At 37.7% G+C, this 15,655-nt stretch carries 20 protein-coding genes; 5 read left to right on the top strand and 15 right to left on the bottom strand.

All coding sequences use genetic code 11. The annotated features are described in order from the left end of the window. Nucleotides 1-571: 571 nt before the first annotated feature. Together LI954_RS05255 and LI954_RS05250 are read right to left on the bottom strand one after the other, a co-directional pair. Nucleotides 572-787: a hypothetical protein gene (locus LI954_RS05255; protein WP_229443893.1), complete on the bottom strand. Its 216-nt coding sequence runs from the start codon at nt 785-787 to the stop codon at nt 572-574. 9 nt (nt 788-796) lie between these two features. Further along, complete coding sequence (locus tag LI954_RS05250; protein ID WP_229443892.1) at nt 797-961, bottom strand: hypothetical protein; 165 nt, start codon at nt 959-961, stop codon at nt 797-799. Nucleotides 962-1,168: 207 nt separating this feature from the next. On the opposite strand from LI954_RS05250, the gene LI954_RS05245 reads away from it, so the two are divergent. The 4 genes from LI954_RS05245 to LI954_RS05230 all read left to right on the top strand — a co-directional run bounded on the left by LI954_RS05245 (nt 1,169) and on the right by LI954_RS05230 (nt 2,381). Continuing rightward, nucleotides 1,169-1,351: a hypothetical protein gene (locus LI954_RS05245; RefSeq protein WP_229443891.1), complete on the top strand. Its 183-nt coding sequence runs from the start codon at nt 1,169-1,171 to the stop codon at nt 1,349-1,351. Between the two features lie 16 nt (nt 1,352-1,367). Beyond that, nucleotides 1,368-1,595, top strand: a complete 228-nt coding sequence (locus LI954_RS05240) for a hypothetical protein (protein ID WP_229443890.1) — start codon at nt 1,368-1,370, stop codon at nt 1,593-1,595. 74 nt (nt 1,596-1,669) lie between these two features. Then, on the top strand, nt 1,670-1,876 hold the full coding sequence (locus LI954_RS05235; protein ID WP_229443889.1) for a hypothetical protein: 207 nt from the start codon (nt 1,670-1,672) through the stop codon (nt 1,874-1,876). Nucleotides 1,877-1,982: 106 nt separating this feature from the next. Beyond that, entirely contained in the window at nt 1,983-2,381 is a 399-nt protein-coding gene (locus tag LI954_RS05230; protein ID WP_229443888.1) for a recombinase family protein, read from the top strand. Between the two features lie 122 nt (nt 2,382-2,503). On the opposite strand, the gene LI954_RS05225 is transcribed toward LI954_RS05230, so the two are convergent. The 13 genes from LI954_RS05225 to LI954_RS05170 all read right to left on the bottom strand — a co-directional run bounded on the left by LI954_RS05225 (nt 2,504) and on the right by LI954_RS05170 (nt 14,530). Beyond that, a complete protein-coding gene (locus tag LI954_RS05225; protein ID WP_229443887.1) occupies nt 2,504-2,728 on the bottom strand; it encodes a GNAT family N-acetyltransferase in 225 nt (74 codons plus the stop codon). A 55-nt stretch (nt 2,729-2,783) separates the two neighbouring features. Then, complete coding sequence (locus tag LI954_RS16030) at nt 2,784-2,918, bottom strand: hypothetical protein (protein ID WP_267491428.1); 135 nt, start codon at nt 2,916-2,918, stop codon at nt 2,784-2,786. Nucleotides 2,919-3,012: 94 nt separating this feature from the next. Then, nucleotides 3,013-5,097: a glycine--tRNA ligase subunit beta gene (glyS, locus tag LI954_RS05220; protein WP_229443886.1), complete on the bottom strand. Its 2,085-nt coding sequence runs from the start codon at nt 5,095-5,097 to the stop codon at nt 3,013-3,015. Nucleotides 5,098-5,099: 2 nt separating this feature from the next. Beyond that, entirely contained in the window at nt 5,100-6,008 is a 909-nt protein-coding gene (gene glyQ / locus LI954_RS05215; protein ID WP_229443885.1) for a glycine--tRNA ligase subunit alpha, read from the bottom strand. A gap of 855 nt (nt 6,009-6,863) precedes the next feature. After that, nucleotides 6,864-7,643: a DNA repair protein RecO gene (gene recO, locus LI954_RS05210; RefSeq protein WP_229443884.1), complete on the bottom strand. Its 780-nt coding sequence runs from the start codon at nt 7,641-7,643 to the stop codon at nt 6,864-6,866. Between the two features lie 192 nt (nt 7,644-7,835). Further along, nucleotides 7,836-8,738, bottom strand: a complete 903-nt coding sequence (era, locus tag LI954_RS05205; RefSeq protein ID WP_202065816.1) for a GTPase Era — start codon at nt 8,736-8,738, stop codon at nt 7,836-7,838. A gap of 118 nt (nt 8,739-8,856) precedes the next feature. Beyond that, a complete protein-coding gene (locus LI954_RS05200; protein WP_202066202.1) occupies nt 8,857-9,258 on the bottom strand; it encodes a diacylglycerol kinase family protein in 402 nt (133 codons plus the stop codon). Next, nucleotides 9,242-9,721 carry an rRNA maturation RNase YbeY gene (gene ybeY, locus LI954_RS05195; protein ID WP_229443883.1) on the bottom strand — a complete coding sequence of 160 codons (480 nt, stop codon included), beginning with the start codon at nt 9,719-9,721 and terminating at the stop codon, nt 9,242-9,244. Before ybeY ends, LI954_RS05200 begins: the two co-directional genes overlap by 17 nt. Next, on the bottom strand, nt 9,721-11,919 hold the full coding sequence (locus tag LI954_RS05190; protein WP_202065812.1) for an HD family phosphohydrolase: 2,199 nt from the start codon (nt 11,917-11,919) through the stop codon (nt 9,721-9,723). Before LI954_RS05190 ends, ybeY begins: the two co-directional genes overlap by 1 nt. Nucleotides 11,920-11,948: 29 nt before the next feature. Continuing rightward, nucleotides 11,949-12,860 carry a PhoH family protein gene (locus LI954_RS05185; protein ID WP_202066200.1) on the bottom strand — a complete coding sequence of 304 codons (912 nt, stop codon included), beginning with the start codon at nt 12,858-12,860 and terminating at the stop codon, nt 11,949-11,951. 408 nt (nt 12,861-13,268) lie between these two features. Then, nucleotides 13,269-13,718, bottom strand: coding sequence for a GatB/YqeY domain-containing protein (locus tag LI954_RS05180; RefSeq protein WP_229440914.1), 450 nt, complete (start codon nt 13,716-13,718; stop codon nt 13,269-13,271). Nucleotides 13,719-13,743: 25 nt separating this feature from the next. Then, nucleotides 13,744-13,920 carry a 30S ribosomal protein S21 gene (rpsU, locus tag LI954_RS05175; protein WP_002356740.1) on the bottom strand — a complete coding sequence of 59 codons (177 nt, stop codon included), beginning with the start codon at nt 13,918-13,920 and terminating at the stop codon, nt 13,744-13,746. A gap of 181 nt (nt 13,921-14,101) precedes the next feature. Beyond that, complete coding sequence (locus LI954_RS05170) at nt 14,102-14,530, bottom strand: Fur family transcriptional regulator (RefSeq protein WP_202065810.1); 429 nt, start codon at nt 14,528-14,530, stop codon at nt 14,102-14,104. Between the two features lie 93 nt (nt 14,531-14,623). On the opposite strand from LI954_RS05170, the gene LI954_RS05165 reads away from it, so the two are divergent. After that, nucleotides 14,624-15,469, top strand: coding sequence for a pyruvate, water dikinase regulatory protein (locus tag LI954_RS05165; RefSeq protein WP_202065808.1), 846 nt, complete (start codon nt 14,624-14,626; stop codon nt 15,467-15,469). The last annotated feature ends 186 nt before the right edge of the window (nt 15,470-15,655 follow it).

The following is a 15,655-nucleotide window of genomic DNA, read 5'->3' as shown; positions in this document are numbered from 1 at the left end:
TTTTTGATAAATTTCGGCTTATTTACGAAAACATTGATTCTGCCCCGCCAGTTATTTGGTTCTAAGTGTATAAAGGACATAGAAATTTATTTCTGTTCCAGCCTCTATCTAAAAGATTAAGATGGCATTTGTTGACTCACTTGTACTTCAGAATTTGGTTTTTCATATTCAAATTTAGTCATATAGTTCACCTTCTTTCGTTTGAATTGACCTGAAAGTACATTAAATCTTTTTTAAAAACAAGTTAAATGTACATTAGCATTCTATCATTTTTATAAAAAATGTGCAAATAATAACTTTAACCATACTTACTTTTTGTTTACTAATAACCTTGGTAAATGAAAATTATCAAAAAAGTAATAGTCAAGTATAATATAAAAGAATAGCCTGTATCAATTGATTTCTATTAAATCCCCTTAATCTTGCGCACAATGCATTGTGTGCGAACATAAATAAAAAGTCGAATCCTTTGTCGACTTTCTAGTAATTTTTCTATTGTGGCGCTTATTTCTCCATATTTCATATTGGCCTGACGAAATAAAAAAGTAGCGGTTTTTCCGCTACACTTCTTTTATTTCGTTATTCTCATCTTCGGCCACAACACCAATGACACCTCTTGATTTAGCAATTTCTGTAGTCCTTTCATCATCTCCCCAGCATTCTGACTTTCAATAGCTTTCTTCAGAAGATTTTCAATTGATGCAAAATCATTTTCAATCACATAATAACAATCAGTTGTTTTCCAGTTGACGCTTTTCACATTTGTTGTCGTTTTAGTAAAACTCAATGTTGTTCCTTAAGCGCAAATATCTAATGTTTGTAGGAAGTTTGGTAGCTGCTCTGCAGAAATATGTTCCCCCAAAGTTTCACTATTAAATGCTTCTTTTCCCCAATAAATGTTCTGTCGAAGCTCTTGGCTTAGTTCCTTTAAGGCTACTTTTGTTTTAAAATTTTCGTACATTTCTTTCCTCTCGTTCTTTAACATCACGATAATAACTCTGAATACAAAGGAAGTCCAGTCTATTTTTAAAGATTCTTTTTCAGGAAAAAAACGTTATTTTAACAAAAAGCAGACTTGATTTCATTTGCCAAACGAGTTATTATGTCCAGCACTGCCAAGTATAAGGGCAAGTACATTAAGGAAATGAAGCTATTGAAGTAAACAAGTTTGGAAGTAAAACTGATTGGAGAGAATGGCAATATCTTTAACCTGTTAGGAATTGTAAGTAAAAAGCTGAAACGAAATAGTTTCTTGAACGAAGCTGATCAGCTATGGAAAGAAGTTCAAGAGAATACAAAATCTTATGAGGAAGCACTAGCGATTATCCAAGAGTATGTCATCATTATCTAGATAGGAGGATGAAAAAATGTATCATGTTTACTTAGCGTCAATTGAGGAAGAGACTTTTGAGAAAATCTGTTATTCTGAGAATCTTTATTTGATTTTAAAACATGTTGAAGATGAGAACTTCAGCAAGGTAGCGCCAGATGATATCCTTTGTTTCGAAAATTCAGAGTATGTATTTTTTAAAGTAGTAGAAATCATCCAATTTGAAGAATTACGTTTAGAATCTTCAGCTACAGTTTTTTTATAGATTTTGATCCAAATCTTTCTGTAGATCCAGTCGAAGACTGGCAACTTCTCAAAGTGAAGGCTATCTGCAAAAAGATGAACATTCCTTGGATGGAAATATTAAGAACCACACTTAAGGAATATATCGCCACGATAACTGATGGTTATATTCCACTACATCCTGCTGGAAGTCCAGAACGAATAGAGGTAGATGAAATGATCACGAAGATTTATGAAACTTGGGGTGCTATAGAGCGAGCTGCCTTTGTTAAAGAAATTGATCCAATTAAAAACAAAGAATAAAATCTCCACCCAAAAATGGGAGAAAATTGAGTAATGTCGGTTTTCTCCCTTTATTTTTTATAAATAAAACCTGATATAATAAAATCAAACGAAAGGAATGACATAAATGCATAAATTAGCCGCCCTTTACAGCCGTTCGGCAACCGACGATAGGCAAGACGTAAATAAACAAATAACTGAATTAAACAATTACTGTGAAGAAAACAATATTCAAAACTTCAAGCATTATATAGACAAACATCAGAGCGGAGTTAAATTAGATAGACCAGCCTTCAAAAAGCTTATACAAGATTTAGAAGCTGGCAAAATAGATAAAATCTTTGTCATAGACATCTCTCGGATAAGCAGAAATTTTTCAGAAATAGCACAATTAATTCATTATCAGATTGAACCAAATCACGCAAAACTAATCGCGTTAGGCAGTGGTGACTATCGGTTAGATGATTACAATCCAGAAAATGGATTTTTTACAGATTTATTAACCAGAATAAAAAGTGACTTATAGAGAAAATCCCCTTTCAGCAAGTCGGGCTAAAGGGGATTTTCTAGTTTCGTTAGCTAAATGTCCGCATTGTGGTCATTCGTTCTAAAACTCTTTCCTCATTTTGACAGCTTCCACGTTATATCCTAAAGTCTCATAAAAGCTGGCAACATGATGAGACACTGAAAAAAACATTTTAACGAGATTCTCTGATATCCCTGATCTTTTGCCCATTTCTCTGCCTGATTCATCATCTCTTTTCCAAAACGCCGACCTTCCATCTCCTCTGCAATACAGATATAGGAAATATCTCCCTGTTTATTCCCAGTTATCCAGTCTGTTTCTTCCAACAGCTCAATGAAGTTGATCACTCGTTCCTCAACGATAAGTACCGGCAGCTGTCTTTACTGTTTTCATTTCCTTTAGTCAACTCCTCTTTAAGCCATTTTCTTCAAATTCAATGCAGTCAACCTTTGCAGGAAGTTCAAAATCCGATAATCGTTCTGCCAAACAAACCAAGACCTTTTCGCCTGCGACCACTTTATATTTTCTTAGCTTCAAATGAATCACTCCTTTACCTGTTGCCGATAAATTTAAACATAGAAAACAGCCGGATGAATTCACAATCCGGCTGTATATGTTCAGTTACTATTTCTTATTTTACATTCAGCAGATCCAAACTTGCCAGTGACAGAACCATTTTGGCAATACGATTCAATTCCGCCAGTCTGTTTGCTCTCACACAATCATCTTCAACCATAACCATAGTATGATCAAAGTAATTTTCAATCATGGGTTTTAAGCTGACCAATGCCAGATAGTTTTCGACCATTGTATTTGTCGCGAAGTCTTCTTCTACTTCATTTACCGCTTTATGCAATGCCTTTTCTGATTCATTCTCAAAAAGCTGCTCATCCACTTTTATGTTTTCTTGTACAAGAAGCTCCTGACCTTTTCTGACCAGATTCAAAACACGTGTTAAAGCTTCCATTGAAGGACGAAAATCCGAATCAGCAAGGTGCTCTCTAATAATCATCGCAGAAGCAAACAGCTTCATCATATCTCTTTGTTCCGAAGAAATAACTGCATCAATAATATCATGTCGAATATCTTTGGTTAACAACAACTGACGTAATCGAGCTTTGACAAAATCAATCACTTCATTCTGACCGCTTGCCAGCTGAATACCAAATCTCGTCAGGTCAGTATTAATCGTATCATCAATTTCTTTCTGCAGCTCAATCAACGGAAATTGCCAGTTTCTATTTTCAACAATTCGGACAATTCCATAGGTTTGTCTGCGTAACGCATAAGGATCATTTGACCCGCTTGGTATCATTCCTGCTGCGAAGAATGTCAGAACACTATCCAGTTTATCTGCAATGGCCAGAACAGCACCGACAGAAGATTCTGGAAGTTCTCCCTCGCTTGATGTCGGCATATAATGTTCACGAATTGCATGAGCAACTTCTGCTTTTTCTCCTTGCAGCAGGGCATACTTTTCACCCATGATTCCTTGAAGCTCAGGGAACTCACCGACCATATTTGTTACCAAATCAAATTTATAAATTTGAGAAGCACGGTTTAAATCATCCAATTCAGTTTCAGAAAGTCCGACGTTTTTTCCAATGATGCCGGCAATCACTGATACACGCTGCATTTTCTCATAAATTGATCCTATTTTTTCGTGGAACGTCACATGCTTCAGTTTATTCACGCAACCGTCAATAGACAATCTTTTGTCTTCATTATAAAAGAATTCCGCATCTTCCAATCTTGCAACCAGGACTTTTTCGTTCCCACTTATCACATTTTCAAGGTGGACATTATTTCCGTTTCTGACAGCAATGAAATGCGGTAGCAGCATTCCGCGGTCATTTCGAATCTCAAAATATCGCTGATGCTCTTTCATGGAAGTCACCAAAACTTCGTCAGGAACGGATAAATATTTTTCATCAAAATCCCCAACGAAAGCTGTAGGATATTCCACCAAATTGTTTACTTCTTCCAGCAAATCAGTATCCATAGTCAAAACCCACTGATTTTTTTCTGTCAGTTTTTCTGCTTGTGCTACAATCATTTCCTGTCTTTTCACAGGATCTGCAATAACAAACTGTTCCAGAAGCTTTTCTTCATACTCATCCGCATGAGATAAAGCTGTATCATCACCAAGAAAACGATGACCTCTTGAAACTCTTCCCGTTTCAACATCTAAAATGGAAAACGGAATGACTTCCTCATCCAGCAATGCCACCACCCAGTGAATAGGACGAATATATTCAAAATCATAATCCGCCCAGTGCATAGTTACCGGGAAAGTCAGACTCAAAATGACCTCTTTAAGATCCTTCAAAACTTCTTTAGATTCCTTGCCATGAACATACTTTGTCACATAGACATATTCCACTCCATTCACTTCACGAAATGTAATTGCATCTGTTGACATGCCCTGACCACGAACGAATCCTTCCGCTGCTTTTGACCAGTTCCCAGACTCATCCTGTGCAATCTTTCTGGCAGGTCCTTTTACTTCTTCCTGTGTATCCTCTTGTTTTTCGGGAATACCTGTTACATGAACCGCCAAACGTCTCGGAGTTGAAAAAGTCTGTACAGATTCATACCCAAGGTTATGCTCATCTAAAAACTTTACTATTTTTTCTTCCAGCTGTATACGGCTAGGTGTCACTACATGAGCCGGCATTTCTTCCAATCCGATTTCCAGTAATAAATTATTTGCCATCCTTATTCAGCTCCCTTCTCTGATCGTTCTTTATTCAGTAACGGATAACCCAGTTTCTTTCGTTCAGCAACAAAGATTTTTGCGACAGATTTTGCCATATTTCGAATTCGAGCCAAGTATCCGGCACGTTCGGTTACAGACACTGCTCCTCTGGCATCCAGTAAATTGAAAGTATGGCTGCATTTTAAAATATAGTCATACGCTGGGTGCACCAGATTTTCATCAATACAGCGCTTCGCTTCTTTTTCAAGTTTATCAAAGTTTTCCAAAAGCATGTCCTGATTACTGATTTCAAATGAGTACTTGGAATGCTCATATTCAGGCTGTTTAAAGATTTCCCCATATTTGGCACTCTCAGCCCACTGCAGATCATACACACTTTCAACTTCCTGAATATAAGAAGCCAGACGCTCTAACCCATACGTAATCTCAGCAGTTACAGGTTGGCAGGGCAATCCGCCTACTTGCTGGAAATAAGTAAACTGCGTGATTTCCATTCCGTTCAGCCAAACTTCCCAGCCCAAGCCGGCACAGCCCATAGACGGATTTTCCCAGTTATCCTCTACAAAACGAATGTCATGTTCCAACGGTTCAATCCCCAACAGACGCAGACTTTCCAGATAAAGTTCCTGAATATTTTCCGGCGACGGCTTCATCACAACCTGAAACTGGTGGTGCTGGTACAAACGGTTTGGATTCTCTCCGTAACGCCCGTCAGCCGGTCGACGTGAAGGCTCTACATAAGCCGCATTCCACGGTTCCGGGCCGATCGCCCGTAAAAAAGTATAGGGACTCATCGTTCCTGCCCCTTTTTCCGTATCGTACGCCTGCATCAGCATGCAGCCATTTGATGACCAAAACTTCTGAAGTGTGAGAATCATGTCTTGTACCGTTAATTTTTGGTTATCCATTCTTTTTCCTCCTAAATATAAAATAATCGTCTTCTCTCTATTGTTTTCAGGAATCATTCCATGAAAAAGTCCCTATGCCTCCAGAGAGACATAGGGACGAAAAATATTCGCGGTTCCACCCTACTTCTGATTTCAATAACCAGCAGCTTCATTTTCTGTACTCAAAAGTGCCTTTCAAAAGGAATGATTTTCGGCTCCCACTCTCCCGAAATCGCTGTCTGCTCAATAAACCTTTTTACTTTTCTTCTTCAACGTACTTATTTCATTACTATTTATAATAAGGGGTTCGTTTTCAGTTGTCAAATCATTTTTTGTTTTGGAAAAATTTTTCTCGAAAGGTATTTCACTCTAAAAACCGATATGCTCCTATTCAGTATTCAACCGGAAAAACGACAACCTGTTTTAACAAAATAAACTTCGTCCTATCACTATGACCAGATTATCAATCACAATAAAAGATCGTCTATAAATATAAATGATGATTAATGATAAAAAATTTTAACCTTTATGCTTCAATGACCAGAACGAGCAGCTTCAAAAACAGCTAGGGAGTTGACAGTTCTGCTTTGTCAGTTTCACTTGTGTAAAAACATCTGGTGAAATGATATGCTTAGCCTCGATAAAAGTATTTCTTGAATAGAGGCCAACTCATCTAAGGACATTAAGGACTGTATGCAAACGATAATGCCTTCCTCCTTAATTGGAGCAGCAGTTAATTTATATCGGCGCATATCCAGCAATCTCATATGTAATACTACTGGATATGCTGCATGTTTCTTGGATTAGAAGCCTAACTTAGGTTTAATTCTGTCGATACACTATGCTTGTTGGCAAAATCAGTTCCATCCCTAAAATTCAATCTGTTTCACGTTCCTTTTTCAATGTATTTTCCCAGTTTTTCATCTGATCAATAAACTTTTTGCTCTTCAAATGTATCCCTACATATTCATCGTACAGCTCATCAATAATTTTTCTGATTTCAGCTTTTATCTGAGTATTAAGCTCGATTTTGTTAAGCTTCTCATAGGAAACTGCCGAAAACAGCCGGATAAAATGTATGGCTCTGGGGTTCCCATGATATCTCTGCGAATCCATCTGCCAGTGCTGCTCACATAGCACACCACTATATTTGGAAGAATAATCAAATTTTCCCTTTGTCTGACCGCAGACCCGACAGCTCTGCCAGTCAATGGAAATACCAAAGCGATGAAGAATTTGCAATTCATAAATATTAGTGATAATCTCAGGATCTTTTTCTTCATCAATAAGCTCAAGCGCCTGCAGCGTAAATGAGAACAATCCCGGATCATAGACACGATCTTCAACGGCTGTATCTGCCAGGTTAAGAATATAGGTAGCATAGGCATTGAGAAAAATATCCTGCTGAATCTTGAAAAATGGTTTAACCTCTTTACTGCCGTTAATGAATGACAAGCCTTCTGACCTGAAATCACCTATGTATACTGCCTGAGTAAATGGAAGAATAGCCGGAGTGATAGGATTGTTCTTGCGATGTGCTCCCTTAATAAAGAACATTTGTTTTCCAAAAGATTCAGTAAAAATTTTCACAAGTTTATCCTTTTCTTTATAGTCTCTTGTAAAAAGAATGAGTCCTTTGCTTTCTCCTAACGCCATAAACCAATCCCTCCTCTCATCGTTTCATTTTAGCAAAATCATTAAAAAAAGAACAGTTTATTAGTAGCAGCCAAAGGAATATACGATCAAAAGAAAAAAGAGAGGGAGCATACCAAAAGTTCCCAACTCTCTTCGTATCTACCCCCGAATAAGCGGCGGGATAAACACTTCATTTAAATTTTCGATAATCGTTTAGTAGTCATCCTTACGATAACCAAAGTCCTGCAGATAGATTTTTTTATCACGCCAGTCTTTCTGAACCTTAACCCACAGTTCCAGATAAACTTTATCATCTAGCAGATGTTCAATATCTCTGCGGGCTTTTGTACCAATCTGCTTCAGCATTTTTCCGCCTTTTCCAATAATAATTCCTTTTTGACTGTCCCGTTCTACGATGACAGTGGCCTGAATATGGACTTTATCATTTTCGTCCCGCTTCATTGAATCCACAACAACTGCGACAGAGTGAGGAATTTCATCTCTGGTCAAAAGCAATACTTTTTCTCTGACAAGCTCTGAAACAATAAAGTATTCCGGGTGATCTGTTACCTGATCCTCTGGGAAATACTGCGGTCCTTCCGGCATTTTTGCAATTAATGTATCCATCATTCGCTCCACATTGTTTCCTTCTGTTGCCGAAATAGGAACAACTTCTGCAAATTCCATTTGATTGGAGTAGTCTTCAATGATTCCCAACAGCTCATCTGGATGAACCTTATCAATTTTATTAATAATTAAAAAGACCGGTGCCTGTTGATTTTTAAGACGCTCAATAATAAAGTCATCACCTTTGCCGCGTTTTTGATCGGCACTGATCATGAACAGCACTGCATCCACTTCCCTCAAAGCGCTGTAGGCAGTCTCCACCATAAAATCTCCTAATCGATGCTTGGGTTTGTGAATCCCTGGGGTATCAATAAATATCAGCTGTGCTTCCGGTACTGTATAAACTCCCTGAATTTTATTTCTGGTTGTTTGAGCCTTATCGCTCATAATAGCAATTTTCTGACCGACAATTCGATTTAACAATGTCGATTTCCCCACATTCGGTCTGCCTACAATAGCCACAAATCCTGATTTATGTGTTTCTGTCATGTATTTTCCCCTTGTCTTCTCTATTTTGATTTCGTAGTACTTATTATTATGATGATGTCTCAAGTGCAGAAAGAGTTATCTGCATATATAATCTGTTTATATAATTACCAATCAATGTTTAAAGAAAATCCTTTAACAAACCCCAGAATTTCGGTAAAAAGATAATCAGTCCGACGAACATAGAGAAAAGTGCAGTAATCAGCACAGCGCCTGCTGCCATATCTTTAATTTTTTTCCCAATAGGATGAAAATGAAAATCTGTAACCATATCTACTACATTTTCAAATGCAGTATTGATAATTTCAACAACAAATACCAGAAAAATACTAAGAATCAGCCAAAGCCATTCTCCTGCAGATAACTTAAAAACGAAGCCGAAGATAACTGCTGCAATCGCCGCAAGCAGATGTGTCCGCATATTTCGTTCTTCTTTGAAAACCGTACGAATTCCCTGAAGTGCGAATTCTAGAGACGCAACAAAGTGTTTATTTTTTTCTGTCTGTTTATCTTTCAAGTCCATAGGCATTCAGTATCTCTTTCTGTAAGTCGAACATCTCTTTCTCATCTGCTTCATTCATATGATCGTAGCCGTTTAAATGCAGAAATCCATGAACTGCCAAAAAACCAAGTTCTCTTTCAAAGGAGTGTCCATAATCTGCCGCCTGCTCCTCTGCACGTTCAATCGAAATCATAAGATCTCCAAGATTTCTTGGGAATAGGGCGCTTTCTTCCTCATCAAAGATTATCGGCATCTCACCAGCGCCTTCTTCTTCCAGTGCAAAGCTGATTACATCTGTCGCTGTATCTTTTCCACGATAATCTCTGTTGATTACACGAATCTCTTCATTATCCATAAAGGTCACAGATAATTCTGTATCTTCAGAAATTTCCAGAAAACCTGCTGCAAACTGCAGCAGATTTTCCACCTCCTCCACATGATCGGCGGAGACCTTCTCTGTTTTATCAATAAAAGTAATATCCATTAAACCTCTCTCTTTTCCTGTTCATCTTTCATTTTTTCAGCTTCAGATTTCATTTTAGGATATTTGATTCTGGAATGGAACGTACTGCAAAGACCGTTAATCAGCGATTTTTCCACTTTACGAATTTCCCGCATTGTCAATCCGCACTCATCAAGCTGACCATCAGAAATTCGTTCCTGAATAACAGAATGAACAAACTCTCTAATTTTTTCATTTGTCGGGTTGCTCATTGCCCGAACAGCCGCTTCACAAGTGTCTGCAATATTAACTATTCCTGCTTCTCTCGTTTGAGGCTTAGGACCCGGATATCGAAAATCGACTTCCAAAGTTTCTGGATTACGCTCCTTTTCTTTCATATAAAAGAACTTCATAAGTGTTGTTCCATGATGCTGCCGACAAATGTCAATAACCATTTCAGGCATGTTATACTCTTCCAAAATCTTGGCTCCATCAATCACATGACCAAAAATAATTTGCTTACTGTCTTCCGGCAGAAGGAAATTATGCGGATTTTCAGCCCCGGCAGGCAGATTCTCAACAAAGAAATTCGCATGCTTCAGCTTTCCTATATCGTGATAATAACAGGCTACACGAGTCAATAAGGAACGTCCGCTGATTTCAGCCACTGCATTCGCACTCAAACTTGCTACCATCATACTGTGATGATAAGTTCCCGGAGCTTCTTCCAGCAGCCGTTTTAACAGAGGATGATTCGGATTACTCAATTCATTCAACACAATCATACTATCATCCGTGACAATCAATTCAATATATGGGTGCAGACCCATTGTCAATAAGAACGCAAGAACACTTCCTGCCAGAGCAGAAATCAGCATTGTCCATGTTTTTCCATCCAACAAACCCATCCCCTGATAAATAGCCAGAATAAAGTTCATAAAGATCGGCATTAAAATGACCCAGACAGCAGCACTCCACCCTTGTTGACTAATACGTGTTCGATTGACTACAGCTGCCAGTGACCCGGCAAATAGATAGGTTACCAAAATAATAGTTAATGTGTTGGTACCTATAGAATCATAAAATACAAAGAGTGCAAACAGCACCTGAAAGACTGCTGACAAAATTCCCGCACGGCGATTTACAAAAAAGCTGAGTACCAGCGGAACAAATGCAGCAGGGAAAAATAATGGAATATAAAGCAGCTGTTCACTTTGGAAAAGCTGGAAAAACTTCATCAATAGAATACTGATGGACATGGCACTCACATAAAAAAGAATAAAGGAGCGCCTGCTTTCTTCCTTGCTTATCTGCTTTGAGAAAAAGATCAGTACAATCACTTGGAATAAAATTGTCAAGGTAAGTGCTACGATCGGAAAAACCGAAGGATTTTGGTTTGTCATTCCCAGCAGTTTCAGTTTTTCTATAGCTTTTGCATCAATTTGAGTTCCTTCACGAACAATAATTTCACCCTGATAGATCATTACCGGCTGTACAGCATTACGAGCTGCCTGTCTTAACTCATCAGTTTTCTTTTCATTTGGAAAATCATTTGCAACAATCCCTGCATTTACCACATAGCGAATCTCCTGCTGCATCATTGAGGATACATCAAGAAACTGAATTTTGTTAATGGCTTTTTGTCGTATCTCAGAAAGTTCATTTTCACGAACATGATTCTGCATTGTCTCATCAATAATTTTCAAACTTTCTGTTTTTACCACATCGATTTGTTCACCGGTCAGATTAAAAATATTTTGATAAAAAACACTTGGAAATGATTGGTACAGTGTCACTTCATCCTGATTCAGCTTTTCAAATTCTGATTTTAACGCAGCTACACGTTCTTCATTCGTCGGCTGAGGAATGGTTTCATCCTTTTTAGCTTCTGATTTCTCTGTTTCATAAGCTTTATCTATTTTTTCGTTTGCCGTATAAATCAATGCAAAAAGCTTTTCTATCCGTTCATACTGAATATCAGCTGTATCCTCTTGAAAAATATATTCAGGAGTGACTGCTTCTGCAGCCAGTTTCTTTTTTTGTTCCGTTTCATATGTATTTTCAATATTCTTATTCGCACGAATCGTTGTATCTGCAAGTTGTCCCTCTTTAATAGCTATCTTCTTCTCGTAAACACTTCCAAACACAACACCAAATATCAAAATTGAAAAAACAACGAGTAAGGTGGGAATAAATGTCTTACCCAGCTTATCACGTACTTTAAGCAGCCATTGCTTCAAAAGAAAATCGCTCCTTCCTTTAAAAATTTTTAAGAGTTATTTTTCTCTTCATCATATGCGCGAATAATCTCTGCCACGATTGGATGTCTTACTACATCCCCTGTCTCAAAATGAACAAACGAGATTTTATTAATCGTTCTCAATGTCCGCTCTGCATGAACAAGTCCGCTAACAACACCTCGGGGCAAATCGATTTGGCTGGTATCCCCATTAACAATCATTTTTGATTGAAAGCCCAGACGTGTCAAAAACATTTTCATTTGAGCAACAGTCGTATTCTGTGCTTCATCCAATATGACAAATGCATCATCTAACGTCCGCCCTCTCATATAGGCTAGCGGTGCAATCTCAATCACATTTCGCTCCATCAGGCGATTCGTATGTTCCACACCGAAAATTTGATACAGCGCATCATAAACAGGTCGAAGATACGGATCGACTTTTTCCTTCAAATCACCTGGAAGAAAGCCAAGATTTTCTCCTGCTTCGACAGCCGGACGAGTTAAAATAATCTTCTGAACCTGCCCTTTTTTTAAAGCAGCTACAGCCATCACCACAGCTAAGTATGTTTTCCCGGTTCCAGCCGGACCTATTCCAAATACAACATCATGATTTTTGATGGCATCTATATATTTCTTCTGTCCAGAGCTTTTGGGACGGATTGATTTTCCGTAATGATCTTTTAGGATTTCTTCTTCGTACATTGCTATGAATGCATCAAGCTGCTGATTCTTAGCCATTTTTAACGCAGTCACTACATCAGGAGTGCCTATTTTGATTCCCCGACTAATTAGTGTCTGAAGTGAACGAAAAACAGAGCCTACAATCTGAACATTTTCTTCCTGTCCTATAATTTGGATAACTTCTCCCCTGGTATTGATGATTACGGCACCATTCTCTTCTAAAAATTTTAAGTGTTTGTCATGTGTGCCAAACAGCATGCTCGCATCATCAGTATCTGTCAATTTAATTTCTATAGAAATTTCACGATTTCCATTTTCTGTCAAAAAAAGTCCAGCTCCTTTTATTTACATTCCTAGTAATGATACCATATTCTTCTTCCATAAAAAAGAAGCAGTCATTGTTGATTAAAAAAACTGTCATTCTCTTCTAAGATAGTCAAAAGACATTAGGTCAACAACCATGATAAATAGAATGTTCTTTTAAACATTTAACAGCAAAATAATAAGATTAAATTATTAAGCTCTGCAGAAAAACCAAATGAATGCTCTCAATTTACTATCTGACACTCCGATCATATCAGCTGAAAGAAACAGTGATCAAGTCCTGCATTTTTTATAAAAATAGAAAAAACAGCTGGAAACGAAAGCTCCCAACTGCTTTTCTGCTTAATTCTTTTGTAATAGCTCTTTGACCATTGCATTTACTGAGTTACCATCTGCTTTGCCTTTTATCTGCGGCATCACTGCACCCATCACTTTCCCAAACTCTGCTTGAGAAGTCGCTTCGGTTTTTTCAATGGCTGCTGTCACAATCTTCCGAAGATCCTCTTCAGAAAGCTGTTCCGGCATATATTTCTCAACAATTGCAATTTCAATTTTTGCTTTCTCGACTAGATCTTCACGTCCCGCTTTTTCAAACTCCATTAAAGAATCTTTTCTCTGCTTCATCTCACGAGATAAAACAGTTAATTCTTCGTCTCCGTTCAAATCACGGCCTACGTTGATCTGCTCATTTTGAATGCCGGTCTTCAACAAGCGCAGAACAGCTAAAGAATTTTTGTCCTTCGCTTTCATTGCTGTTTTAATATCGTCATTCAAAGTTGTCAATAATGACATGCAACCAGCTCCACTTCATCAGAAACTAGAATTTTTTGCGTTTTCTAGCAGCTTCTGATTTTTTCTTGCGTTTTACGCTTGGTTTTTCGTAGAATTCACGTTTACGAGACTCTTGCAGAGTACCCGCTTTTGAAACGGAACGTTTGAAGCGACGAAGAGCGTCATCAAGAGATTCGTTTTTACGAACGACAGTTTTTGACATTGTAATTCCCTCCCTCCGGGCTTAAAAAGTAACCGTTTTTCTTATTTATAAAGTAAATTCATAAATAGAATACTGTCCTTTTTACATTATAGCTAATGCACATTTTATCGTCAACCTCTGTAATGAAAAATTGACGAAAATATTTTATTTATTCAAAATTCTAACCTGTTTTTTCTGAAAATCATTGACAGTTTTCACATCTTCCAAGAATTTCAAATCGATGTCCTTCTATACTGCAGCCATTCAGCTGCTCTTCAAAGTACTGCATCGGACACATATGAATTTCCTTTGTTTTTCCGCAAACCACACAGATAAAATGGTGATGATGCTCAAGTTCATGGCTGCAGTGAAACCGATATTTCTTTTCTCCATTTAGATCGGTTGTTTCAAGCAGCTCCATCTCTTCAAAATCATGCAGATTCCGATAAATCGTGTCGTAACTCACGCCCTTATACTCCCCATTCATGAACTCATAGACTTCCTTTGCAGATATGTATCGATTCCTTTTTATCAGATATGTAATAATGGCTTCTCTTTTTTTTGTATATTTCAGACCATGCTCCTTCATAGTTTCAAGCGACTGTTCTACCTTTGATTTAACTTGGCTCATACTTTTGCTCCTTCTAAATCGAAATTATTACGAACTATCTCCTAAGTTGTATGGTATAATAATCTCAGAAAAAAATCAAGAAAGGTTGTTTTTATGGAAAATACTGAAAAGAAAACAGTTACTATTTTTGTTATTTCTGATTCAGCAGGTGAGACTGCTTCAAAACAAGCTGCTGCCATCATGGCTCAGTTCCCAACCGTGGATTTTTCTTTGTACAGAAGAACTTTTGTCAAAGAAAAGGATAAGCTTGAACAGGCGCTTGAAGAAGCTAAAAATGAAAATGCAATGATCCTGTACACAATTATTAGTAAGGAGCTTGTAAAAACAGCAACAGATTTCTTTGAAAAAAATGCACTTTATCATTTTGACATTCTAACCTCTCCTATTGAAGAGATTGAACGCTTTACGGGGATCTCCAGAAGCGGTGAAGCAGGTGCTCTGCACCACTTAAATGAAAATTATTTTAATCGGATTGAAGCAATGGAATTTGCGGTTAAATACGATGATGGTAAAGATCCTCGTGGGTTTCTTGAAGCAGATGTTTTACTGCTGGGTGTTTCAAGAACATCAAAAACTCCATTAAGTCTATTTTTAGCGAATAAAAACTTGAAGGTTGCTAATCTTCCGTTAATCCCAGAAGCACATCTGCCAAAAGAATTATGGGAAATGGACCCGAAAAAAATTGTAGGGCTTACAAATGATCCAGAGATCTTGAACGGCATCCGGAAAGAGCGAATGAGAGCTTATGGTTTGCCCGCAGATACTTCCTATTCGGATATTGAAAAAATCCGGAAAGAACTAACTTATGCTGCGGATCTTTACAAAAAACTTGACTGCGTAACAATTAATGTAGCCTCTCTTTCAATTGAAGAGACTGCTGCAATGATTTTAAATGCTTTGCATTTGGAAGATCACAGCTACTATTCCGCAGAAGAATAAAAATTATGGTTGTATGATATTTCGTGCTGGTAGAGAATTCCTTGAGAATCTCTACCAGCACTTTTTTGGGAAAGGAGTGCTTCATTCCATGAAAAATCAACTTTTTATGCACATGCTCATTGGCTATATTTCAGGGTTCTCAAGAAATAAAGCAAGCCAGTTTGACATTCGGCATAACTAACTTTT

Origin of the sequence: Enterococcus sp. CWB-B31, assembly GCF_020567645.1 — a bacterium.
GTDB lineage: Bacteria > Bacillota > Bacilli > Lactobacillales > Enterococcaceae > Enterococcus_L.
The sequence above is the reverse complement of the archived record's forward strand: the minus strand, read 5'-3'. Positions and strand labels throughout refer to the sequence as shown.